12 protein-coding genes are annotated in these 25,311 nt (G+C 75.2%); all 12 read left to right on the top strand.

Features of this window, described 5'->3' with window-relative positions:
• Positions 1-28: 28 nt before the first annotated feature.
• The gene (locus IE311_RS30485) at positions 29-1,561 is read left to right on the top strand and encodes a 3' terminal RNA ribose 2'-O-methyltransferase Hen1 (RefSeq protein WP_189835075.1); all 1,533 of its coding nucleotides are present in this window, start codon (positions 29-31) and stop codon (positions 1,559-1,561) included.
• A complete protein-coding gene (locus tag IE311_RS30480; protein WP_189835074.1) occupies positions 1,558-4,128 on the top strand; it encodes a polynucleotide kinase-phosphatase in 2,571 nt (856 codons plus the stop codon). The genes IE311_RS30485 and IE311_RS30480 overlap by 4 nt, the downstream gene beginning before the upstream one ends.
• 509 nt (positions 4,129-4,637) lie before the next feature.
• Complete coding sequence (locus IE311_RS30475) at positions 4,638-5,363, top strand: Crp/Fnr family transcriptional regulator (RefSeq protein WP_189835073.1); 726 nt, start codon at positions 4,638-4,640, stop codon at positions 5,361-5,363.
• Between the two features lie 137 nt (positions 5,364-5,500).
• Entirely contained in the window at positions 5,501-6,472 is a 972-nt protein-coding gene (locus tag IE311_RS30470) for a nucleotidyl cyclase domain-containing protein (RefSeq protein ID WP_189835072.1), read from the top strand.
• A complete protein-coding gene (locus tag IE311_RS30465) occupies positions 6,469-8,910 on the top strand; it encodes a hypothetical protein (protein ID WP_189835071.1) in 2,442 nt (813 codons plus the stop codon). The genes IE311_RS30470 and IE311_RS30465 overlap by 4 nt, the downstream gene beginning before the upstream one ends.
• Positions 8,907-10,592 (top strand): hypothetical protein, encoded by a 1,686-nt coding sequence (locus IE311_RS30460; RefSeq protein WP_189835070.1) that lies wholly within the window; start codon positions 8,907-8,909, stop codon positions 10,590-10,592. The genes IE311_RS30465 and IE311_RS30460 overlap by 4 nt, the downstream gene beginning before the upstream one ends.
• Positions 10,589-11,215 carry a Pycsar system effector family protein gene (locus IE311_RS30455; protein ID WP_229902262.1) on the top strand — a complete coding sequence of 209 codons (627 nt, stop codon included), beginning with the start codon at positions 10,589-10,591 and terminating at the stop codon, positions 11,213-11,215. The genes IE311_RS30460 and IE311_RS30455 overlap by 4 nt, the downstream gene beginning before the upstream one ends.
• Before the next feature lie 8 nt (positions 11,216-11,223).
• Positions 11,224-13,734: a vWA domain-containing protein gene (locus IE311_RS30450; RefSeq protein ID WP_229902261.1), complete on the top strand. Its 2,511-nt coding sequence runs from the start codon at positions 11,224-11,226 to the stop codon at positions 13,732-13,734.
• 22 nt (positions 13,735-13,756) lie between these two features.
• Positions 13,757-17,428: a tubulin-like doman-containing protein gene (locus tag IE311_RS30445; RefSeq protein ID WP_229902260.1), complete on the top strand. Its 3,672-nt coding sequence runs from the start codon at positions 13,757-13,759 to the stop codon at positions 17,426-17,428.
• Positions 17,425-20,001 carry a hypothetical protein gene (locus IE311_RS30440; RefSeq protein ID WP_189835069.1) on the top strand — a complete coding sequence of 859 codons (2,577 nt, stop codon included), beginning with the start codon at positions 17,425-17,427 and terminating at the stop codon, positions 19,999-20,001. Before IE311_RS30445 ends, IE311_RS30440 begins: the two co-directional genes overlap by 4 nt.
• On the top strand, positions 19,998-22,457 hold the full coding sequence (locus tag IE311_RS30435) for a protein kinase family protein (protein ID WP_229902259.1): 2,460 nt from the start codon (positions 19,998-20,000) through the stop codon (positions 22,455-22,457). The genes IE311_RS30440 and IE311_RS30435 overlap by 4 nt, the downstream gene beginning before the upstream one ends.
• Positions 22,454-25,231, top strand: coding sequence for a hypothetical protein (locus IE311_RS30430; RefSeq protein ID WP_189835068.1), 2,778 nt, complete (start codon positions 22,454-22,456; stop codon positions 25,229-25,231). Before IE311_RS30435 ends, IE311_RS30430 begins: the two co-directional genes overlap by 4 nt.
• Positions 25,232-25,311: the final 80 nt, after the last annotated feature.

The following is a 25,311-nucleotide window of genomic DNA, read 5'->3' as shown; positions in this document are numbered from 1 at the left end:
AGGGGCGTGGCCACCCATACTCGGATGTGTGTTCCTGACGATCAGTACAACCGGCAACCCGGAGCGTCCTGCGACCGATCTCGGCTTTCTGCTGCACAAGCATCCCGAGCGGGCGCAGACGTTCTCGACCTCGCACGGCACGGCGCACGTCCTCTATCCCGAGGCGAGCCCCGAGCGGTGCACCGCGGCACTTCTTCTGGAGGTGGACCCCGTGGCGCTGGTGCGCCGCGGCAAGGGCAAGGGTCGGGGCGGCGCCCCGGACTCCGCGCTCGCGCAGTACGTGAACGACCGGCCCTACGCGGCGTCCTCGCTGCTCGCCGTCGCGCTCGCCAAGGTCTTCAAGACGGCGCTGCACGGGGTGTGCCAGGCGATGCCCGAGCGGGCCGCCGCGCCGTTGCCGCTGCGTGTCGAGGTCCCCGCGCTGCCCGCCCGGGGCGGTGCCGATCTGGTGCGCGCGCTGTTCGGGCCGCTGGGCTGGGACACCGTGGAGGCCGAGCCGGTGGCCCTGGACGGGCGGTTCCCCGAGTGGGGCGCCTCCCGTTACGTACGCCTGGTCCTCGAGGGCGAGCTGCGGCTCGCGGACGCCCTCAACCATCTGTACGTGCTGCTGCCCGTGCTCGACGACGCCAAGCACTACTGGGTCGCGCCCGACGAGGTCGACAAGCTGCTGCGCGCCGGTGACGGCTGGCTCGCCGGACACCCCGAGCGGCAGCTGATCACGGCACGCTATCTCTCCCGCCGCTGGGGCCTGGCCCGTGCGGCGACGGAGCGGCTCGAACTGGTGCGGCTCGCCGAGGCCGAGGGCCTGGACGTCGACGACGTCGACAACGCGGTCGACGAGTCGACCGACACCGAGGAGCGACCGGTGCCGCTCGCCGAGCAGCGCCGGGAGGCGATCCTCGCCGCCCTGACCGCGGCCGAGGCGAGCCGCGTCCTCGATCTGGGCTGTGGCCAGGGCCAGTTGGTGCAGACGCTGCTCAAGGACACCCGCTTCACGGAGGTCGTCGGCGTCGACGTGTCCGTCCGGGCGCTGACCGTCGCCGCGCGCCGGCTGCGGCTCGACCGCATGGGGGAGCGGCAGGCGGCCCGGGTGAAGCTGATCCAGGGCTCGCTGGCGTACACCGACAAGCGGCTGACCGGCTACGACGCGGCGGTGCTCAGCGAGGTCGTCGAGCACCTCGATCTGCCGAGGCTGCCGGCCCTGGAGTACGCGGTGTTCGGTTCGGCCCGGCCGCGTACGGTCCTCGTGACCACGCCGAACGTCGAGTACAACGTGCGCTGGGAGTCGCTCCCGGCCGGGCACGTCCGGCACCGCGACCACCGCTTCGAGTGGACCCGGAAGGAGTTCCGGAGCTGGGCGGCGTCGGTCGCCGAGCGGTACGGATACGGCGTCGGGTTCACCCCCGTCGGCCCCGACGACCCCGAGGTCGGCCCGCCCACCCAGATGGCCGTCTTCACCCGCACCCCCGACCCGGCCACCGAGATGACCCGCACCGCCGATCCTGCGACCGGCAAGACCCGCACCGCCGACCCGACCACGGCGAAGGAGGAACAGGCATGACCGCCGAGACCACGCCCCCGGCCACCACCCCGGCCCGTACGCTGCCCGTCACCGACCTGTCCCTCGTGGTGCTCGTCGGCGCCACCGGCTCCGGCAAGTCCACCTTCGCCCGGCGCCACTTCAAGCCGACCGAGATCGTGTCCTCCGACTTCTGCCGGGGACTCGTCGCCGACGACGAGAACGACCAGTCGGCGAGCAGGGACGCCTTCGACGTCCTCCACTACATCGTCGGCAAGCGTCTCGCGGCGGGCCGGCTGGCCGTCGTCGACGCGACCAACGTGCAGCAGGAGGCCCGGCGTCAGCTCGTCCAGCTGGCCCGGTCGTACGACGTGCTGCCCATCGCGATCGTCCTCGACATGCCGGAGCAGGTCTGCCGAGACAGGAACGCCGGGCGGCCCGACCGCGCGGACATGCCCGCCCACGTCATCCAGCGCCACCGCCGTGAGCTGCGTCGCTCGCTGCGCGGACTGGAGCGCGAGGGCTTCCGCAAGGTGCACGTCCTGAAGTCCGTCGAGGAGGTCGACGCGGCCGAGGTCGTCCTGGAGCGCCGCTTCAACGACCTGCGCCACCTCACCGGCCCCTTCGACATCATCGGCGACATCCACGGCTGCCGCTCCGAGCTCGACACCCTGCTCGCGAAGCTCGGTTATGTCGACGGGCACCACCCCGAGGGGCGTACGGCGGTCTTCGTCGGCGACCTCGTCGACCGGGGCCCCGACTCGCCGGGCGTGCTGCGCCGGGTGATGGCGATGGTCGCCGCCGGCGACGCCCTCTGCGTCCCCGGCAACCACGAGAACAAGCTGGGCCGCTGGCTCAAGGGCCGCAAGGTCCAGGAGACCCACGGGCTGGCCGAGACCATCGAGCAGCTGGGGCACGAGAGCGACGAGTTCCGGGCCGAGGTCGGGACGTTCATCGAGGGCCTCGTCAGCCACTACGTCCTCGACGGCGGCGACCTCGTCGTCTGCCACGCCGGGCTGCCGGAGAAGTACCACGGCCGCACCTCGGGGCGGGTGCGTTCGCACGCGCTGTACGGGGACACCACGGGAGAGACCGACGAGTTCGGGCTGCCCGTGCGCTACCCGTGGGCGGAGGAGTACCGGGGGCGGGCCACCGTCGTCTACGGTCACACCCCCGTGCCGAACACCTCCTGGATCAACAACACCCTCTGCCTCGACACCGGGGCCGTCTTCGGCGGGAAGATGACCGCGCTGCGCTGGCCGGAGCGGGAGCTCGTCGACGTGCCGGCCGAGCGCGTCTGGTACGAGCCGGCCCGGCCGCTCGCGACCGAGGCGCCCGGCGGGCACCAGGGGCGCCCCCTGGACCTGGCGGACGTGCACGGCCGCCGGATCGTGGAGACCCGACAGCTCGGCAACGTCGCCGTGCGCGAGGAGAACGCCGCCGCGGCGCTCGAGGTGATGAGCCGGTTCGCGGTCGACCCGCGGCTGCTCGCCTATCTGCCGCCGACGATGGCGCCGACCGCCACGTCCAAGGAGGAGGGGTTCCTGGAGCACCCGGCCGAGGCGTTCGCCCAGTACCGGGCGGACGGTGTCGCACGGGTCGTGTGCGAGGAGAAGCACATGGGCTCCCGGGCCGTGGCCCTGGTCTGCAGGGACGCCGAGGCGGCGCGTGAGCGTTTCGGCGTCGACGCCGAAGCGGGGGTGACCGGCGCGCTGCACACCCGTACCGGGCGCCCGTTCTTCGACGACCCGGCCGTCACGGAGCAGGTCCTCGACCGGCTGCGGACCGCGATCGGCGCCGCCGGACTCTGGGACGAGCTCGACACGGACTGGCTGCTGCTCGACGGCGAGCTGATGCCCTGGTCGCTCAAGTCGGCCGGGCTGCTCCGCGCGCAGTACGCGGCGGTCGGAGCGGCCTCCGGTGCCGTCTTCCCCGGTGCGATCTCCGCCCTCGAACAGGCGGTGGCGCGCGGGGTCGAGGGGGTCGACGGGCTCCTCGCCCGGCAGCGGGAGCGGGCGGTGGACGCGGAGGCGTTCACCGAGGCCTACCGCAGGTACTGCTGGCCCACCGAGGGTCTGGACGGGGTGCGGTTCGCGCCCTTCCAGCTCCTGGCGGCGCGCGGACGGTCGCTCGCGGCCGTGCCGCACGACGAGCAGCTGGCCTGGCTCGACCGGCTCGTGGAGCACGACCCGACCGGGCTGCTCCAGGTCACCCGCCGGCTCGTCGTCGACACCGGCGACGAGGCCTCGGTCTCGGCCGGTGTCGACTGGTGGCTGGAGATGACCGGAGCCGGCGGCGAGGGCATGGTCGTCAAGCCGCTCGCGGCCGTGGTCCGGGACGCCAAGGGCCGGCTGGGCCAGCCGGGCGTGAAGGTGCGCGGCCGCGAGTACCTGCGGATCATCTACGGCCCCGAGTACACCCGGCCGGAGAACCTGGAGCGGCTGCGGCAGCGCTTCCTCGGCCACAAGCGCTCGCTCGCGCTGCGGGAGTACGCGCTCGGCCTGGAGGCCCTGGACCGCCTCGCGGACGGGGAACCGCTGTGGCGGGTCCACGAGGCCGTCTTCGCGGTCCTCGCCCTGGAATCGGAGCCGGTGGACCCGAGGCTCTGACGCCCGCGTCGTCTCCGGCGACGCGGGCCGGGCCGGATCCGGAGGAGACGACCCCGAGGCCCCCGCGGACCCCCACCCGGAACCGGGCGGGGTCTCCGCGGGGGCCTTCGTGCTGCCTCCCCCAGGGACTTTCCGGACACCCCCGTAGGCCCTCGGTCCGCGCCCGGGGCTCCTTTGCGCGTCGGCCGTCGCAGTGTCTTCCCGTGGCGCTCTCGCGCGCCCTTCGTCGGGCTTTCGCGAGGTCTTCGCGAGGCCCGCGCGCGTTCTCCGCCCGGACCGGACCGGGGGGCGCAGGGGTGTCCGGTGCGGCGCTCCCCTGCGCCCCCCGTGCCCGTTGTCGCATTTCTTCCGCACCCTCTAGCGTTCTTCACCCCATGACGTGACACAGCGTCAACAGTGTGACGGGACAGGTCACATGAGGTGGGAACGCGCACGCGAACGCGCCGGTCGATCACCGGCGGGCGGTCTTCCCCGGAGGGCCCGAGGACGGTACGGAGGGTGAGCGGGCGGTGAGTCTCTTCGGCCAGGACCGCTCCTTTCTCCACGCCCTCCCGGCCACCGACCGGCGGTCTCTGCTCGCCGAGGGCGCCCGCCGCGTCTACGAACCCGGGGAGGTGATGATCCGCGAACGCGACACCAGCGCGTACGTCCTCGCGCTCCTCACCGGATGGTCCGTCGTCTCCGTGGGCACCGAACGCGGATCACGCCTCATCCTCGCCCTCCGCGGCGCCGGCGAGGTCGTCGGCGACCTCGCCGCCGTCGACCGGCGCCCGCGCAGCGCCAGCGTCACCGCCCTCGGCACGGTCGAGGCGGTGGCCATCTCCGGCGACCGGTTCCGGCGCTTCCTCGCGGCCCGGCCGCACGCGACCTCGCTGATCATGCGACAGCTCGCCACCCGGCTGCGCAGCGCCGACGTCGAGCGGCGCGCGCTCGCCTCCGAGACCGTCCTGCAGCGCCTCGCCGCCCGGCTCGTCGAACTGGCCGAGCGCGCCGGACGGCGGGCCGAGACCGGGACCGTACTCGAACTGCCGCTGCCCCAGCACGATCTGGCGGCGGCCATCGGAGCCACCCGGGAGGCGGTGGCCAAGGCGCTGCGCCTGCTGCGGGAACAGGACGTGGTCCGCACCGCGAACCGCACCGTCGTCGTCATCGACATGCGGGTCCTGGTGCTGCTCGCGGAGGGGCGCGCACGCCCCGGCGGGAACCCGGCGGACGAATCTCCGCCGGGTGTGTAAACGGCTACATCGCCGGTCGCGGAACGCGGCCAGTCTGGACACGAACCACCACGGCACCAACGGCAACGGCACCAGGGGCAACGGCACCAGCGGCACCGGTGCAGCACACAGGGAGTCCGAGAGTGATCAGTGCGGGAGTGAACGGGGAAGTGGGCGGAGAAGTGGGCGGCATCCACCGGTTCGTCGTCTTCGGCGACATCTGCGGCTCCGGAACCCTCGACATGGCCGAGAAGAAACACCAACGCGCGGCGATGTACGCCGCCTTCGACGACGCGTACAGCTCCGTCGGTGTCGAGCCCGGCACCTTCCACCAGGAGGACCGGGGGGACGGCATCCTCGCGGCCCTGCGCCCCGACGTACCGCCGACGCTGATGGTCGGACGGTGGATCGACACCCTCTACGAGAGCCTCCGTGCCCACAACAAGGGCCGGGGCCGGCCGCTGCGGCTGCGGATCGGCATGAACGCGGGACTCGTGGTCCAGGACCGGCACGGGATCGTCGGGCGGGCGGTCGACGTCGCCGCCCGGCTCTGCGACAGCTCTCCGGCCAGGCGGATCATGAGTGAGACCCCCGACGTCAGCCTCCTGGTCGTCGTCTCGGACTGGCTGTACGTGAACGTGGTCGCCGAGGGCGGGCGGTACGTCGAACCGGACCACTACAGGTCGGCCCGCGTCCGGTCCAAGGAGACCGACGAGGCCGCCTGGTTCCACGTACCGCGCAGGCCCGCTCCGCCGCTGATCGGGCTCGACGGGGAGCTGCCGCCCGAGGGGGAGGGCGCGCGGGAGGAGCGGCCGGTGGCCGGGAGGGAACGGCTGTCGGCCGCGGGGGCACGGACCGGCGTTGGGCCGTCGCGGGGGGACGGCCCAACGCCACCGACCCGGGACGGGAACCGGACGTACAACGTGGGCGGCGACCTCGTCGACGTCCACGGCAACACCATCCACGGCGGCTTCACCGCCGTTCGGAAGGACGCCGGATCCGGATCCACGGCGGATTCCGGCCCCGGCCGCGGTCCCGGCTCGGGTCCCAGCGCCGGCCACGGTCCCGGTCCCGGCTCCGGTCCCGGTTCCGGTCCCGGGTCGGGTGCGGGGGCGGGTGAGTCGGAGTGAGCGACCAGGACGACGCCGGACAGCACGACGACGCCCCGGACGGCGGCCACGGCGGCCAGGGCGACCGGGGGGACGCGCAGGACCGGGGCGGCGACCGGGGGCCGGACCGCGGCGAGGGCCGGGGAGGCCGGGACAACAGGGACCGGGACGGCCGGGACCGGGACGGCCGCGACCGGGACGGCGATCGGGCGGGTGCCTCCGAGCGGACCGACGGCACCGCCGAACAGCCGCGTGAACCGAGCGTCTTCGCCGCGGCCGACCGGGGCCCCCTCGGCGGCGAGAGCGACACCGGCGGCGCCGCCACCGCCCGCCGGGCCGTCCGCACCTGGGCGGGCGGCGGCGCCGACCGGCTCACCACCATCCACGGCGACGGCACCGTCTTCGAGGGCAACCAGATCTTCGCCCTGTACGGCTCCGACCGCACCTCGCACTTCGTCCAGGGACCCGTACCGCCCGAGACGCTCGACCACCTCGGCCGGGTGTACTGCGCGACCGCCGGGTACCGGCGGATGCGCGACCGGCTCCGCGACCACCGGGTCCTCGTGCTGTGCGGAGAACCCGGCAGCGGCCGCAAGGCCACCGCGCTCGCCCTGCTCGACGAACTGACCGGCGGCAAGGTCTTCCGCCTCGATCCGCGCCACGGCGTCGACGAGATCACCGAGGACGTCCTCCAGGAGAGCGGCGGCCACCTCCTGGAACTCCTCGCCGAGGACATCCGCGCGGAGAGCGAACCGCTCACCCACCGCACCGGCCGGGGCGAACACACCGGCGCCGCCCGCCGCCCCGCCGCCCGCCTCTCCGAACTCCACCTCGACCGCTTCGGCGACCTGCTGCGCGGCCGGGACGCGTACGGGGTCGTCCTCGTCGAGAACGGCGAGCTCGCCGACCGGCTGCTGCGCGGCCGGTACGGGATGTACTGCGCGCCGCCGCCCGCCGACGAGGTCCTCCACCGCCACCTCTGGCACCAGCTGCGCACCGAGTCCGACGAGGCCCTGGGCGCCGCGCGGGCGCGCGCCGCACGGCAGGACGTCGTCGCCGCCCTCGGCCTGGAGGAACTGCGGCCCCGGGAGGCCGCCCGGCTCGCCGACCATCTCGCCCGGCACTGGCGCGGCGATGTCACCGACGAGCAACTCCTCGCCGAATGCGCCTCGTTCGTACGCTCGCAGGCCCGCGAGTGGTTCGCGGGAGCCGACCGTCCGGGCGCGCTCCCCGAGGCGCTGCCGGCTCTGGGCGCCGGGGCGTTCCGTATCGCCGTCGCCGTCTTCAACGGTTCCGCGTACAGCCTCGCCGCCGAGGCCGCCGAACTCCTCGCCTGGGAACTCGCGGTCACCCTCGACCCCGAACATCCACCGGGCCGACGCCTGTTCGGGACCCACGCCGAGCATCGGCCGGTGCAGGCGAGGGCCGTCCTGGAGGACGGCGAGCTCGACCTCGGACCGGCCAAGGTCCCGGTCCGGGCCGTCCGCTTCCAGGGGGAGGCCCTCGCCGGGGCCGTCCTCGGCGAGATCTGGCACGGCTACCACAACGTCCGCGGCCCGGTGGCGCGCTGGCTGCGCTCGCTCTGCGACGACGCGCGCCCCGAAGTGTGGGTGCGGGCCTCCATCGCCGCCGGCGTGCTCTGCTCCTGGGACTGGATCCACGGCTTCCGCGAGCTGGTCGTGCCGCTCGCGGTGACGGACGAGCCGAGGGCCCGGATGGCCGCCGCCACCGCGCTCGCCGAGGCGGCGCGCGATCCGCGCGTCCGGCCCGCCGTCGCCGACGTCCTCAAGAACTGGGCCGGTTCCGACTCGGACACCCTGGTCAGGACCGCCCTGCTCGCCCACGGCTATGTGCTCGCCGCCGGAAGTGTCTCCGGCTCGCTCGACGCCCTCGCCCGGGTCGTCAGGAACCGTGAGGCGACCGACGTCGAGGTCCTCGTGCCCGCCTCCTTCAGCGTGGCGCGGCTGCTCGCCTCCGGCGAACCCGCCCCCGTCCTGCGGCGGCTCCGGCAGTGGCTGGAGGACGGCCGGCTCAACCTCGCCAACCTGGTCCACCTCGCCGTCATCCGCGCCCTGAGCACCAGGACCACCCATCTCTGGGGGCTGCGGGAGGTCCCCGAACTCGACGGGCACGCGGCCCGCCCCCTGCTCGTCGCACTGCTCGCCACCCGGCCCGAGCTCGCCTCGGAACTGGCGTCGCTGCTGCGGCACGCGCTCGCCACGGCCCGCTCGGGGGAAGCGGCCCTGGAAGCGCTCGGCAGCCTGCTCCGGCGCGCGGCGAAGGACCCGGAGGCGCTCGGGCACGTCTGCGCCTTCCTGCCGCGCCTCGCGGTGGACCGCCGCGACCGCGACCGGCTCAGGGGCCTGCTGAACGAACTGGTCCGGGACCGCGACCGGCCCCTGGACAGAGGCGCGGCGCGCCGGATGTGGAACGCCGTGACGGAAGGAGCGAACCGATGACCGGGCCCGAGCAGAACAGGAACGCACGGGACGAGCGGGCACGCCGGTACGACCGGGAGCGCGACGAGCGCGGTCGCGAAGGCCGGGGGCGGGACGAGCGGGCACGGGACGAGCGGGCACGCCACGGCACGGAGCGGGACGGGCGGGAACGGCAGCGGTCCGAGGGGCAGCGGTCCGAGGGGCGCCGGTACGAGGAGCAGCGGTACGCGGGGCAGAACGGCGGCGGCCGGCACCCCGGTGGCCGTGACGACGAACAGGACCTGGACATGGACCCGGAGGAAGAGCTGGACCACGAGCCGGAGCAGGCGCAGGGGCGCGTCCGGGACCGGGGCGGGCGGTGGAGCGGAGACACCGGCGGCGGTTCCGCGGCCGGGTCCGGAGGGCGGCCGCGCGGTCCGCTGCTCGGCGAGTACGCGCCTCCGTTCCGCCGCCGGAGCGGCCGGATCGCCTCCGTTCTCCTCTACCGCAACGGCGGCCACCGGGTGGTCTGGCCGGACCGCACGGAGGATGTGAACAAGCCCATGTTCGCCTCCCCGTACACGGTCTTCGAGGTCCAGCTGGGACGCAATGTGACGGAGTTCAGGCTCCAGCTCCCGGCCGCCGGGGACGGTGTCTTCTTCGAGGCCGTCGCCAGGGTCCACTGGGTGGTGACCGACCCGCACCTCGTCGTCAGGGAAGGGGTGGAGGACGTCGCCGAGCTGCTGCACGACGAACTCCTCGACGGACTGCGCAGGCTCTCCCGCAGGTTCCGGATCACCGAGGCGCAGCGCGCCGACGAGGCCGTGCGGGAGGAGCTGAGCACCGGACGTCTCAGCCTCGGCCGGGACATCGGGCTGCGGACCCGCGTCATCGTCTTCATCGACCTCGACGAGGCCGTCAAGGCCGAGGTCTCACGCCGGGACAAGGTCGGCGTCACGATGGAGGCCGACGAGCGCGTCGCGGAGGCGGAGCGGCGCAGGGAGGCCGCCGACCGGGCCCTGATCTCCGACCGCGCCCGCGAGATGGAGGCCCTCTTCCAGCGCGGCGACCTCGCTCAGATCGCCCACCACATGGCCATGCATCCCGACAAGCAGTGGGAGATCCGCAGCCAGCTCCAGCGGGAGCGGCGCGAGGGCCAGGAGGACTACCTGGCCGTGTTCAACCGGCTCCTGGACACCGGTGTGCTCGAACGGCACGACATCGGCGAGCAGATGTACCAGGTCCTCATGTATCTGCGGACCCAGACCGGCAGCGTCCTCGGCGGCATCACCGACCGGGTGCTCAACCCCTCGGGCGACGGCCGGCCGCGCCGGCTCGCCCTGGAAGACGCGCTGCCGGAGCCGAGCCGCCCCGACTGGGACGAGGAGCACGGGGACGCCCCGCGCGACGCCCGGGTCTACGAGCCGACCCGGGTCGAGTCCGGCTCCGAGCGCGAGCGGGACCGGGAGCGGGGGAGGGCCCGTGAGGGCGACCACCGCGACCGGGGCCGGTCGCGCGGCCGGCACGACGACGGTTTCGACGACGGCCACGACCGGTACGAGGACGACGACCCGTACGGGCGGAACGAGGCGAACGACCGCGACGACCGGAACGACCGCTACGACCGCGAAGACCCGTACGACCGCGAACGGCCCGACCGGAGCCGCCGGCCCGCCCGCCCGGTCCGCCCCAGCTCCGAGTTCGACGACTGGGACGACGAATGACCACCCCCCGGGGTCCCGCCCCGGACCCCGTACCCGACCGCACGGAGGCACCCGCGCCGGACCGGGTCGCGCCCGTCCCCGCGCCCGCGCCCGTCCCCGCGGGCGGTCGCGCGGACGGCCGCGCGCCGAACCCGGCACCGAACCCCGCCCCCGTGCCCTCCGAGGAGCTCAGGTTCATGGCCGAGCGGCTGCTCGCCACCGTCCGTGAGGACATCGGCCGGGCCGACACCAAGGCCGCGATCCTGCTCTCCGGCGCCCTCGCCTTCCTCGCGGTCGTGTTCTCGGGGGACCGCGGCCCCCTGCCCACCGCCGGTCCCGCGCTCGCCCTGCTCCTCGTGGCGGGAGTGCTCTGGACGGCCGGCGTCCTGATGCTCGTCTCGGTGGTGCTGCCCCGCACCCGGATCGGGGCCGACCGCACGCTACTGCGCGAGCTGACGGCCGGGCCGTCGGAGACCGCGCTGCGCGAGCGGCTCTCCGCACCCGGCGCGGACGCCACCGGCTGGCTCCTCGAACAGGCCAGCGTGCACGGCCTCGTGCTCGCGGCGAAGTACCGGTGGCTGCGCCTGGGCGTGTGCGCGCTCGCGCTCGGCGCCCTTCTGGCCCTCTTCAGCGAACTGTGGTGAGAGAGAACATGCAGTGGACCAACAAGGGGGGCGCCCTGCTCCTCGCGGGGGCGCTCATCGCGCTCTCCGGCCCGTTCGCGGCGACCACCGCCTCGGGCGTGCCCGGAGCGGGCGCCCCCGGCGGTTCGGGGGCGCGGGCCGTCCCCCGCACCGCGGCCGCCCCCGCGGACCCGGCCGACGGACCCGACCCCGTCGACTTCGCCGTCGTCGTGGACCAGTCGGCGAGCCTCGCCGACAAGGATCTCGCGCGCGAGACCGAGGCGGCCGCGCTGCTCAGCCAGGGGGAGATATCGGAGCGCTCCCGGGCCGCCGTGATCGGCTTCGGCAGCTCGGAGAAGCCGGGTCAGTCGCCCGTGCGCGAGGTCTGCCCGCTGGTCGTCGTCGACGCGGCGGGCCGCGAGCGGCTCAGTGACTGCGTCCAGGAGCTGGAGCGGCGCGACGCCGCCCGGACGGGCCCCGGTACCGACTTCCCGGCGGCGATCCGTCAGGCCGTCACCCGCCTCACCGCAGCGAAAGCCGGAGCCGGAGCCGGAGCCGGAGCCGGAGCGGGAACCGGGACAGGCACCGGCACCGGCACCGATACGGGCACCGGCACCGGATCAGACACGGGAACCGGCACCGGCACGGAGAAGAAGACACCCACCCCCAAGGTCGTCTTCCTGCTCACCGACGGCAAGCTCGACGTCAAGGACAGCCCCGAGTACGGCACCGACCCGGAGAGCCGCCAGTCCAACGGAGAGAAGCGGCTCACCGAGGAACTCGCCCGCGCCCGGGCCGCCGGTGTCCAGATCTGGCCCCTCGGCTTCGGCCGCGAGATCGACCGCGGCGCCCTCACCGCGATGGCCGAGGGCGGCTACCGGGGCGCCTGCTCCGAGGTCCCCGGCTCCGTCCCGCGCATGCGGGTCGTCGACACCTCCGCCGAGATCGACAAGGCCCTCCAGGAGACCTTCGCCGCCGCCCGCTGCGCCCGGATCGCCCACGGCACCGTCGGCAAGCCGCCCGCCGACCTGACCGTCACCATCCCGCCCATCGCCACCGACGGCTCCCTCACGGTCGCCAAGCACGACCCGAAGGTCCAGGTCACCTACTTCGACCCGGCGGGCCGGAAGGTGCCCGTCCGGGGCGAGTTCGACGGATCCTCCTTCGAGGTCAGCGGGCAGAACGGCCCGGTCGAGGCGCTCCGCGTGAAGAACCCGCTGCCCGGCGCCTGGCGCGTGCACATCGAGGCGCCGGAGGGACACCGCGACCGCGAGGTCGCCGTCCGGGCCCTCTGGCAGGGCAGGCTCCGCTCCACCGTCGTCCTCGACCCGGCGTCCCCGCGCGCCGGGGAGCGGGTGAAGGTCGAGGTACGGATGCAGACCCGGCGCGGAGTCGTCATCACCGACCCGCGGCAGCTCGCCGGTCTCACGGCCGCCGCCGACCTGACCGGCGAGGGCTTCGACCCCGTCGCCTTCCGGCTCGCCGACGACGGGAAGGCCCCCGACGCCGAGGCGGGCGACGCCAGGTTCACCGGTACGGCCACCGTCCCCGCGAGCGCCACCGGCACCCTGGAGCTCGTCACCCGGATGGAGGCGCCCGGGATCACCTCCGACCGGCGCCCGCTGCGCACGAGCAAGGCCCCCGAAGCCCCGCTCGTGACCGCCGCCCTCACCGTCGACGGCGCGGCCGTGCACCCCGGCGGCACCGTCCGCGGCACCCTCGACGTCACCAACAACGACTCCGCGCCGCGCGCCCTGCGGCTGGCCCTGGAGGACCAGACGCCCGGCGCCGAGCTCGCCGTCGCCCCGGCGACCGTCACGGCGCCCCCGAACGGCAGCACCCGGATCCCCTTCACCATCACCCTCGGAAAGGGCACCCCCTACGGCGAACTCGGCGGCCGGGTCACCGTCGTGGACCCCGCCGACGGCGGCCGCACCCTGCGCGGAGCCTTCCTGAACGTCCGGGTGGAGGCGCCGCCGACCTGGTGGGAACGCTGGTGGAAGGCCGTGGTCGCCGGGGCGGTCCTCGTCCTCGTCGCCGGTGCCCTGATCGGAGCCCGGATCCTGGCCCGGCGCCGCCGCCGGGACCTCACCGGCGTCACGCTCGAACTGCGCCAGGGCGAGCGGTCGCACGACTCGCTCACCGTCCGCCGGGGGCAGAGCCCCGGCGGCGCCTTCGCCTTCGCCGTCGACGAGCCGTACGGCGGGCCGCCGACCCTCCGCCGGATCCCCGGCGGCGGCTCCTCCGCCGCCCATGTGCTGCGCCGCAACGGCGCGGGCGAGCTGCTGCTGAGGGTCCGGGGCGGTGGGCAGGTCCCCGTCAGGATCGGCGAGCCGGCCGGGATCGGTGACCACGAGCTCGTCGTGCGGGGCGGCCGCCCGGCCCCGCGCAGCGGTGGCTCCCCCTCGTGGCCACGCCGTTCCCGCCGCCCTGGCCCCGGCACCGGGGGCGATACGGGCCGGGGCACCGGCCAGGGCTCCGGCATCGGACCGGTCCAGGATTCCGTCGGGGGACCGACCGACGGAACCGAACACTTCTGAACGGGTCACCGAGGAGAACGACATGAAGATCTATCAGCCCATGCTCTTCGTCGGCCTCGGCGGCACCGGCGGACGTATCGGCAGCGAGCTCGAACGCAGCCTCCGCCGCGAGCTGTGCGGACCCGACGGCACCGACCTGGTCGACGGCGGCCGCCGCCTGCCCTTCCAGCTCCCCGACTGCCTCCAGTTCGTCTACGCCGACTTCAGCGAGGCCGAGCTGCTCCAGCAGCCGCAGTTCAAGGCGAAGGGCGCCGAGGCCGCCGCCTTCGCCCGTACCTCCCGGATGGTCCGCGACCTGCTGCCCACCGACTTCGACTCCTCGTCCGAGGTGACGCGCATGCTGCGCACCTCCATCCCCGAGGAGACCGGGCTCTGGCTGCCGCCGAAGGCGCGCCAGCCCCGTGTGGCCCCCCTCAACAGCGGCGCCGGCCAGCTGCCGACCGTCGGGCGCGCCGCGCTCTTCGCGACCCTGCGGTCCGGGCTCGAACCCGTGCTGCGTCAGCTCCGCGAGGCCATCGGGTCCATCGGCCAGGCGGCGGGCGACCTCCGGCGGGTCGGCGGCGGCCGGATCCGGGGCTGCGACGTGTTCGTCGCCTTCTCCGTGGCGGGCGGCACCGGGGCCGGCATCTTCTACGACTTCATCCATCTCATCGGGCACGAGTTCCGCAACGCCCGGGTGCCCGGGGTGAAGATCTACCCGCTCGTCGTCATGCCCTCCGCCTTCCCCCTGGAGGCCGGCGGCGGACGCGAGGCCGAACTCAACGCGGCGCGCGCCCTCGTGGACCTCTCCCGGCTCGTCGACGACCAGAACGTGCCCGACGCGGTCGACCAGGTCGGCGACGTCGAGAACCGGGGCCGGCTCAGCGTCACGTACCCGGGCGACGGCGTCGTCGCGCTCCGCCCCGCCACCATGCAGACGGCGTTCCTCTTCTCCAAGCCGTCCGTCATCGGCAGCGACGACCTGCGGCGCTCCATCGCCGCCATGGTGATGTCGCTGATCGGGACCGACCTCGGCGAGGACACCGGTTCGGCGACCCGCGCGGAGGACGACTACCAGTCCTTCGCCGCCAGCTTCATCAACAAGAGCGTGGAGCGCTCCACGCCGGCCCGCAGCGGCATCGGCTACCGCGGCATGTCCACCAGCCTCGCCGCCTCCCTCACCGTGCCCGTGGACGACCTCGCCGAGATCGTCGCCGCCCGGCTCCTCGCCCAGGCCGTCCGCGGCATGTCCGACCGCGCCCGGCGACCGGACCGGGAGGGGCAGACCAACGTCCGGGACCTGTTCACCCGCTCCGGCATCGGCCGGCTCTGGAGCCGCGACGCCCCGGACGTCCCCGCACCCGAGCAACTGCCCCGGGGCAAGGGCAAGGTCATCCAGGAGCTGCGCAACCGGATCGGGGACATGGAGGAGGCCCTGCGCCGCCTCGACTCCGGTCTGGCCCGCGAGATCCCGCGCCTCACCGAGGACTTCCGGCCGGGCGCCGGGGTCCGTGAACTCCTGGGCTCCATGGACCCGTTCCAGATCGAGGTCCTGCTGACCGGCCTGCCCGGCCACCCCGACCGGGTGGCCAGGGAGGGCTTCACCGGCATGCTCGACAACCGGCGCAACGAACCCGAACGGCCCGCGCACGTCCAGACCTCCGCCCCCGCGATCCCCCAGGTGAAGGGCACGGTCGGCGGGGTCGTCCCGGCCCGTTGGAACGACCCCGACGTCCAGGACGCGCTCGCCGCACAGGAGGCCTGGTACCAGTGGCGGGCCCGGACCCTCTGGCACCGCGGCTGGCAGGCGGGCGAGGCGCAGTGGCGCCCCTCCCTGAACCGGGTCACCTCCGAGGTCACCGAACTCGCCAAGGTGCTCCGCTCCCACGAGCAGGACGAGGCCAAGTCCTTCGCCGACAGCCGTCGCGACCTCTACCGCGACGACCGCGCCGGGATCGCCTATCTGCTGCCCCCGCAGAACACCCTGCGCGCCTTCTACGACGACGTCGTCGACCGGCTCGCCCAGAGCGAGGGCCTGCGCGAGACCGCCGACGCCGCGACCCTGCTCGGCCGGCTCATCGGCCCCGAGGACTGGCGGCGGGCCCTCGACGCGGTCCGCCGCCCGGGCGGCGCGGCGGTGAAGGAGATCAAGCAGGTCCTCGAACGGCGGGTCAAGCGGCTCTTCGGCGAGGCCAACGAGGACTACTTCGCCCGCCCCCTGCTGCCGTCCATGGAGCTGCTCCTCCGGGCCGCGTCGGGCGACGAGACCGCCGAGGCGAAGATCGACCGGCGCTGGCTCGACCAGTTCCGCGCCCGTCTCGCGGGACTCATTCCGGTGGGCTTCGTCCCCGACGGCAGCGGCCCGCTGAAGATCCTCATCGTGCACCCGTCGAGCGAGGCCGACGGCCGGGCCCGCGAGTACCTGGAGCAGGAGCTCAACCTGCCCGCCCGGGTGACCCCGGAGAGCCGGGCCGGCGACACCGACTCCATCACCGTCGTCTTCTTCCGCAGCGGTATGAACCTCACCGACATCTCCGAGGTCCGCAACGTCCTCACCCTCTGGGCCGAGGCCCGCGACTCGGCCGGCGAGGACGACTTCCTGCACTGGCGGCAGCGGCTCGGCTACCAGGACGACTGGCTGGTCTCCACCGAGAGCGACCGGCAGCGCATCCTGCACCGGCTGCTCTGCGCGATGTGGAACGGGCACATCGACACCGAGGGCCCGGCCGGTTCGCCGCACGTCGTCCGCATCCGCCTCCAGGACGGCGACTCGGCGACCATGGCGCTGCGCCTGGAGGCCTTCGACGGCTCGCTCTCCAGCTGGGTGGGGCTGCTGCGGGCGTACGAGCGCTGGGCGCTGCTCGACGAGGGACAGATCATCGAGCAGTTCTGCGAACGTCTGATGCAGGCCCTGCCGAAGGGGCTCGCACAGGTGCCGGCGCCCCCGTCGCCGCTCTTCATCCACTTCGTGGAGGAGGTCGCCCCGCGCCAGCTGGGCCTGATCGCCGAACTCGTCGCCGAGTACGGCGAGTACGGCGAGACGGACACCGAATGGCTGGCGCCCCTGCGCCACTTCTGGGAGGTGACCTTCCCCGGCGCCCTCGACATGCGCTTCCCCAGGGCGGCCCGCGCGACGAGGTCGTCCCTGCGGGCCCTGTACGAACGGCACGCCCCGCGGCAGGGGGCGGGCCGAGGCCCGGGGCAGGGACGAGGACCGGGTCAGGGTCAGGGGCAGGTGTCGGGGCACGGCTCCGGTCAGGGTTCCGGTCCGCGCAGGGGGTACGAGCCCACGGCGTACGAGAACGGCCCCCGCCCGGCGTACGAGAACGGCTCCCGGCCCGCCTACGAGCCCGGCGCCCGTCCCCCGTACGGCGAAGACGCCCCACCCGGACACGAGAGCGCGTCCCGTCCGCCGTACGAGCGTGATCCCCGCCCTCCGTACAGGGGCGACCCCCGCCCTCCGTACGGGGACGGCCCCCGCCCCCCGTACAGGGACGGCCCCCGCCCCCCGTACGGGAACGGGAACGCCACCGTGCCCGATCCCCGGACCGCCTACGGGAACGGCGGCACCCCCGGACCGGGCTCCGGGGCGACAGCGCCGCCCCCGCGGGAATCCGCCTTCGGGGACGGGTGGGAGCTGGAGCCCGAGCCGGAGTTCGACGCCTACCTCGACGACGAGCCGCGCCCCCGCGACCGTGCGGGGGAGGCGGAGTGAGCGCCCGTGTCCTGCCCGAGCGGCCGCTGCCCGGCCACGCCGTCTGCCTCGATCTGCGGCCGGCGGGGGAGTACGACCCCGAGGCCGTCGTCCGGGCGGCCCTGGACGCCCCGCAACCCGGGGGCGAGCGCCGCTTCCTGGTCCTCGACGAGGCCGACCGGCTCGTCGCCCACCAGCTGCTCTACGAGCGTCTCTCCTCGTACGGGCCCGCCCGCATCGTCTGCCTGGCCGTCGGCGGCCGCCGCGAGCGGACCCTGAGCCGCACCCCGACGCTCCGCCCGCCCGCCGCCGGAGTCCTGTGGGTGTTCGACACGGCGGACGAAGGCGTCCCGGGCGAGGCCGTGCTGCGCCCGCTCGTCGACGTGCTGTCCACCCCCGAGGTCTTCGACGCCGTCCTGCGCGCGCTCGGCGAGGTGGTGCACGGCGTCGCCGTACCCGCCGTGCGCGTCCTGGAGCACGACCTGAGCGACGAGGCGCGGGCGCGCGCCTGGCGGCAGGCGGTGGAGGGGCTCACCGGCCCGGACGTCCCGGCCGGAACCGTCTCCGCCGAGCAGGTGCCGGGCGCGCTCGCGCTCCTGCTCGACGAGGGCGTTCCGCGATCGCTCTCCGACCACCGCTGGCTGCCGCCCCAGGGCCGGGCGGGGGCCCGGATCGCCGCCTGCGACGAGGCCGTCGGGGACGCCGTCGACGGCTACCACCGAGTACGGGGCGCGGCGGGGCTCCTCACCGGGGCCGGCCGCGCCGTCGATCTGCCGGGGGACATCGAGCGGGTGACGGCCGAACTCGACCGGGTCCGTGCGGCCGTCGCGGACGCGTTCGCCGCCGCGGGCGGCAGCCGGCTCACCGCCGAGCACCGGGGCGTGCTCAGGGACCGGGGGATCGAACTCCCGGAGCTGCCGCGGGAGATCTCGCGGGCCGGGATCGTCCCGGCGCTGCGCGACCACACGCACGAGCTGATCGGCAAGGGGCTGCCGCTGCGTTCGGTGGCGGCCCGGCTCTCCGCACTCTCCGCGCGCACCGCGCCCGTGGGCAGCGCCGCCCGGCTCGCCCGGCTCGACGCCCTCTGCGGGCCGGAGCGGCTGCGGAGGCTCGGCGGCCGGTATCCCTTCACGGCGGGTGGTTCGCGGCCCGTGGCCTTCGCCGTGACCGGGGTCCTGGCCCTGCTCGCCGGGGTCTGGCCGCTCCTCGGCTGGGTCCTCGGCCCGGCCGTCGGAGTGCTGGCCGCGGGACTCGCCCATCTGATGCTGCGGCGCAGGCCCAACCGTTCGCCGGACGGGCGGATCGACGGCGGCGGCGCCACGGGTGCGGCGCCCCGGCTCTTCGGGGGCGTGCTCGGCGGCCTCGCCGGGGCGGGTCTCGGCCAGTTCCTCGGCCTTCCGCCGTGGGCGGGGGCCGTGGCGCTGACCGTGTCCCTGGTGGCCGTCGTCCTCCTCGCGCTGCGGGACTGGAGCCTGGCCGTGGACGACTGGTGGGCGCGGGCCGACCCGGAGGAGGCCTGGCGGATCCTGCGGGAGATCCAGACCCTCGTCGTCACGACCGCCGTGCACGACTGGCTCTTCGCCGAGGTGCGGCACCACTGCTCGGCGGGCGCGGGCGCGGTGGCCCGGCTGCTCCACGGCCTCGCGGAGACGGCCGACGCCCGCGGCCGGCCCCACGGGGGCCCGGACGGTCGGCCGAACGGGCAGGAGCGGTCGTACGCGGCCCCGGCCGACGCGCGGGGGAGCGGGGAATGGGCGGGTTCCGGCTCCGAGCCCCCGGGCCCGGACAGCGGTACCTCCTCCTGGAACTGGGAGGAATGGGACACAGTGGAGGACGACGTCTGGTCCGACATGGACGAGGAACCGGTCGTACGTGCCCCGGGCCCGCCGCCCGGGTCCCCGTACCCGGCGGGCCCGTCCGACCGGGACCCGGTCCGTGCGGACGGCGGGCCCCCGCCCGTGCCCGGCTCCCTCCCCGCGCCCGCGTGGCTGGAGCGGCGGTACGGGGACGGCGGCCCCCTGCTCGTCGACACGCTCGTCGGCGACCTGGTCGCCGGTACCCTCCTGATCCTCGACGGGTGCTGGGCGGGCGTCGAACGCGACCCCGGGGCCATGGCGTCCACGGTCCACGAGCAGCGGATCGCGGAGCTCCTGGACGAGACCCGGATCCGTCTGGAGCGCGATGTGGCGGCCTCGCCGCCGCCCCGCCACGAGGGCGTCCGCGACGCGGACGCGCTCTCCGCCCTCTCCTCCTTCACCGACCGCTCCGACCGGCCCGACGCGGCCCGGCTCACCGGGGTCGCCCCGGACGCGGTGGCCCGGCTGCTGCTCGCCGAGGACGACCCCGGCCGCACGGTCGCGCTCTGCGGTCCCGAGCATCTGCGGCTGCTCTCCCACGACCCGCTCGCCGCCCGGAAGGTCCGCTTCGTGCCCGAGGCGATGCGGCGCGGGGCCGCCGGGGACGACGTCTGGCGGGGCACCGCCGAGGACGTCGTCTGGACCGGTGCGGGACGCCACGCCGGAATCCTCCGTCTCGTACCCCTGCGCGCGGACGTCGTGCACACCGTCCGCGCCGAGGAGGCGGGAGAACCGTGACCGACCCGAACCATCCGAAGCACCCGAACCATCCGGGCGATCCGGGCGATCCGAGCCGTCGGGTCGACCGGAACCGATGGGAGTACGAGGACTACTCGGACGAGCCCGATCAGCGGACCGGCCCGGCCCTCTCGTACCGCCCGGACGGCTCCGGCATCGACCTCGGGGACGGCTCCGGCATCGACCCCGACGGCGGCCGCGGCCGCGATCCCGGCCCCGGACCCGGGGTCGACCCCGACGCCGATCGCCGTCGCCGTCCGGCCGACCCGAACCGGCCCATCGGCCCGGACCATCCGGACCACCTCGTCCGGTCGAGCCCGCCGCCCCACCCGTACTACCGGGAACTGGAGTTCCTCAACCCGAGGGAGGAGCACAGCCGCTTCGTCGTGCGGTACGGCGAGGACCACCGGCCCCTCGACCGCCCCGGCTTCCTCGGGCGCCGGGCGTTCCTCGGAGCGGGGGCGGTGCCGGTCCTCCAGTACCGGCTGACCTCGTCCGCGCACGACGACCCCCAGGCGTACGGACTCCTGGAACGGGAGGTGGCGGCCTCCGTCGCCCTCGAACGGCGGTACGGCAGCGAGAAGTTCGGCGCCGTCCTCACCCGGATCGTCGGCTTCGACCTGACCGCCGCCGAGCCCTTCGTCCTCTACCGGCCGCCGACCGGGCGTCCCCTCTCCGACTGGACGGGCCGCCTCGGTGCCGAGGCGCAGGAACGGATCACCGGCCAACTCGCCATGGCCGTACGCCTCCTGGGTGATCTCGACCTCGTCCACCGGGCCATCACGCCCGAGACGGTGCGGTGGGACGGGGCCAGGGTGCGGCTCCGTGAGCCGCACGCGGCACTGCGCGCCGGGGAGACCCGCGAGCCCTTCGGCGCCGCCCCCTGGGCCTCGCCCGAACAGCGCGCGGGGCGCGGCGCCGCCGACCCCCGCGACGATCTGTGGTCGGTCGCCGCCCTCGCCTACTACCTGCTCTCCGGGCGCCCGGACCGGGGTGAGGGACCCCCGGCGGATCTCGCCGAGTACCGCCGTCTCGCCGCCCTCCAGCACAGCGGCCTCTTCTCGCCGAACGCATCGGAACGACCGCACCCGAGCGAGCTGTTGAGGCTCCTCCACGTACCCGACCCGCTCACCGGCGGTGTGGTCGATCCGCTCGACAGATGGCGTGCCGAGTACGACGGCCAGATCGAGCGGAAGCGCGGACTGTCCGGCGGAGCCCGGCCGGGTTCCGAGCACGCCGGAGCGCCCCCGAAGGCCCCGGCCCGGGACCCCCGCCTGCCGCGCACCTCCCTGATCGGGCGGCTCTTCGGCGGCGCCGACCCGTCAGCCCGTCCCACCCCGCCCACGGCGGCGGCCGAACCCCTTCCGGCACCACCGGCCAGGAGCCGGATGTGCCCGCACTGCCTGCTCCCCGTCGAGTTCGACGAACGGCTGCTCGTCACCATCGACACCAAGGGAAACCGCATCCCGCTGGACCTCGGCGGCGAACCCTCGCCCGGCCACCGGGCGGACGCCCTGCGCAAGGCGTACCACCTCTGCCCGCACACCAGGGACGGCGGTGAGGGACACGAACTCCCCGTGCCCTACCTCGTCAACGGGGAACCGCTCTCCATCGCCCTCGTCGGCAGCTCCTCCGTCGGCAAGACCCACCTCCTGGCCGCCATGCTCGGCGAGGTCGAACTCGGCGGCCTCGAACCGTACGGACTCAAATGCCTGCCGCTCAACCCCGACGCGCACCGCACCTATCTGCGGGAACGGGTCCAGAGCCTCCAGCAGGGGCGGCAGCTGGCCCGAACCGGCCAGCAGACCTTCGCGCGGTTCGCCGACGGGCTGCTCGTCTCGGCGGCCGGCGCCACCCCCCGGCCCGTCGTCTTCTTCGACCTCGCGGGCGAGGACCTCGCCGAGGACAGCGAGGTCGGCCGCTTCCTCATGGGCGTCGACGCGTTCATCTTCGTCCTCGACCCGCTGCGCGCGCTCCGGCTCCCCGCCCTCGATCCAGTACGGGAACAGAGCGGACTGCGGCGGCGCGAGCTCGGCGACGAGGCCTTCGCCACCGTGCTCAACCGGATCCCCCGGCAGCGCGGCGGCCTCGTCGCCGCACCCGCCGCGCTCGCCGTCAACAAGAGCGACCTGGTGCGCTTCGAACCGGTCGTCGACCGCTGGCTCGGCAGGGCCCTGCCGAGCCGCCACGACCCGGCCGCGCTCCGGGCCGAGAGCCGGGACACCTACGCCTTTCTCGCCCACCACGCCAGCGCCGCCTGGCTCAAGCCCTTCGACGACTGCGCCGACTGCACCCTGCACTTCGTCGCCGCCACCGGCGGGCAGGCGCGCGGCGACCGATTTCCGCACGGGGCCCGGCCGCGCCGGGTCCTCGCTCCACTGCTGTCCCTCTTCGCCATGTGCGGGCTGCTGCCCGGGGCGGAACCCGTGAGCCCCAGGGAGGGGAACGTCCGATGACACGGTCGGAGAACGAGGTCGACCAGATCGTCTTCCGCTGGGACAGCGAGAACCCCACCGGCAGCACCGGCTTCGGACCGGTCGCCTGGTCCGGGCCGCGCGACGAGGCGGAGAACCTCTACCGGATCTCCGGGCCCGTGCTGCGCGCCAACGGCGAGGAGACCCGGCCCGCCCTGATCCGGCTCCAGCGGCGCGCGGACGTGATGCTGATCCGGCGCCTGCCGTTCAAGGACGCCGACGGCGGCACCTCCGTGCTCTGCCACGCCCTCGTCGGCTCGCCCGGCCTCCTCGAACCCGCCACCTGCCTCGGGCTCCACGCCTGGAACTGGGAGGGCGCGGACGTGAACGCCGAGCGGGTGCTCGGGCCGCTGCCCGTGATCCCGGAGGAGGTCCTCCTTCCCGCGGCCGGGCGGGGGCAGGGGGACCTCGACGGCCTCCTGGTCCACGCCGCCGAGGAACTCACCGGAACCGTCGCGGAGTTGCTGCGCCATCCCGAGGGACGCTTCACCGTCCTCGACGCACGGGGCGACACCGCCTGCCCCGTGCTCTGGGGGCTGCACAGCATGTTCGGCGCACTCACCGGCCGCTGGGCCTTCGCCACCCACGACACCGTCGAACTCAGCGCGCTCCGCTTCGTGTTCGTCGGCCAGTGGTCGGGCGCGGCGAGCCCGAACAGCGAACGCCGCCGCGTCGACCCGATCGAGCGGACCGGCGACCGGGCGGACGGGATCGCGGCCCGACTCGTCCGCCACCACCTGCGGGGAGTCGCGGAGGGAGACGGCGGCGAGTACGCGGTCGGCAGCGCCCTCCACGCGGCCTCCTCCGCGCTCGCGGCCCGCCGCGCCTCGCTCCTGGAGACGGCGACACAGGCCCTGCAGAACCTCGACCGGCGCGCCGGCGGCCCGAGCACCGGGTACCCGCCCGGCCCGGGTGCGGGGCGCGGACCCGCCCCGGGCGCCGGGTACGCGTCCGGCGCCGGGCGTGCGTCGGGCCCGGGCGGCCGGGCCACCGGCGGCGCGCCGGAGAGCGCGCGTTCCCCGGTGCCCCGGCAGCCCGCCGCCCCGCCGGAGCCCCCGCCCGCCCCGTCGAAGAGGGCTCCGGGGCGGCTGTGGCCCTGGGCCTCGGGGGGACGACCCGCGGAGGACGCCCCGCCGCCGGACGGCCGTTCCGGGCCCGCCGAGGGAGAGCCCCGAGGGGCCGACCGCCCCGGCCCTTCGGAACGCCCGGACCTCTGGTTCCGCCAGGACCCGGAGGGGGAGGACGACGGGGACCGCCCGTCGCCCCCCGCCGATCGGGACCGCCTGTCCGGGGCCGCCGATCGGGACCGCCTGTCCGGGGCCGCCGATCGGGACCGCCTGTCCGGGGCCGTCGACCGGGACCGTCTGCCCGGAGCCGTCGACCGGGACCGTCCCTCGGCTCCGGACGGTGGGGATCGCCCGTCGGCTCCGGACGGCCGGTCCGGCGCCGCGGCCGCCGTTGTCCCGGACCCCCAGCCGTACGAGCCGTACGAGCCGTACATGCCCGCCCCCTCCCCTCGGTACGACGCCGCCCGACCGTCGTCCCCCACCCCCGTAGACCCACGGACCGGTGCCTACCGTCGCGGCCGGGCGGACACGGAGACCGAACTCCCGCGCCCACCGGCCGACTCGTACCGCCCCGGCCAGGACGAACCGCCGACGCGCCCCGACCTCCCCTCCCGCCCCGACCTCCCTGCCGCCCCCGACCTCTCCGGCCCCCCTGCCGTCCCCGCTCGGCCCGGTCGAGCCGATACGGAGATCCGCCCCGACCCCCAGGACCCACCGGCTCCCCCGCACCGGAGCCGCCCCGTGGACCCCCACGGCCCCGATCTCTCGAAGCGCCTCCCCGAGCCCGGCGACCGGTCGGCGTCCCCGGGCCGGGACGAACCGTCGCGCGCGCCCGGGACGCCTGCTCCCGAGGGGCCGGGCGGCCGGACCGCGCAGGAGGGGCCGTACCACCGGCCGCCCCCGGGTCCTGACGCCGACCCGTATCCCCGTCCCGTCCTGCCCTCGGCCGAGCCCGCCTGGACCGGCCCCGGCGGGGCCGGAGGACGGCCCTGGCCCCGGCTGCGGGGGCGTGGCAGGGAGCGCGAGGCCGAGACGGGCCTCGTGCACAAGCTGCCGACCGCCCGCAGTTCGGACGAGGCCCGAGCGCTCGTCGAGCGGGCCGGCAGTCGCGAACTGCTCGACGCGTTGCGCCGCCCGCAGGCGTACGTCGTCCTCACCCTGCTCCTCCGCGAGACGGCCCGGCGCCTGCCGTCCTGGGAGCATCCGCTGCGCCGGGAACTGTGCGAGGTGGCCCTCGGCCGGGAGCTCTGGGCCGTCGGGCCGGCGGGCGGCGGGGCCGACCCCACCGAGCCGGCGGAGGAGCAGCGCGCGGCCAACGCCGCCGAGCTCCACCGCTGGGCGGTCCGCCCGCTCCTGAGCGGCGGCGACGCTCCGGTCGGCACGGTCGGAGAGCTCCTCTCCCGGCTGCGGAGGAGTCCGGCGCCGTCCGCCCGCGAGGCCTTCTGGCTGATCGTCGACGGGGAGCGCCCCGGCCTGCCGGAGGCGGTCTGGCTCGGTCTTCTCCGGGAGGCGTACGGCGTACCCCGTACGGCACCGCGCCCGGGAGCGCCCGCCTCCCCGGCGGCCTACCACCCGGACGATCCGGGCAACGGCTACACCCGCCGCTTCCTGCGCCGCGCCGCGATGCTGCTCGGCGGTCTGGTGGTGGCGATCCTTCTCCTGGTGGCCGTGGGGGAGTGGTTCGGCTGACCGCGTCCCCCGGCGTCGGCGGGGCACCCGCCGACGCCCCCGGCTCCCGTCCGGCGTCCCCTCCGACGCGCCCCGGCCCG

It is taken from the genome of Streptomyces zaomyceticus (assembly GCF_014656215.1).
GTDB classification, from domain to species: Bacteria; Actinomycetota; Actinomycetes; order Streptomycetales; family Streptomycetaceae; genus Streptomyces; species Streptomyces zaomyceticus.
The sequence above is the reverse complement of the archived record's forward strand: the minus strand, read 5'-3'. Positions and strand labels throughout refer to the sequence as shown.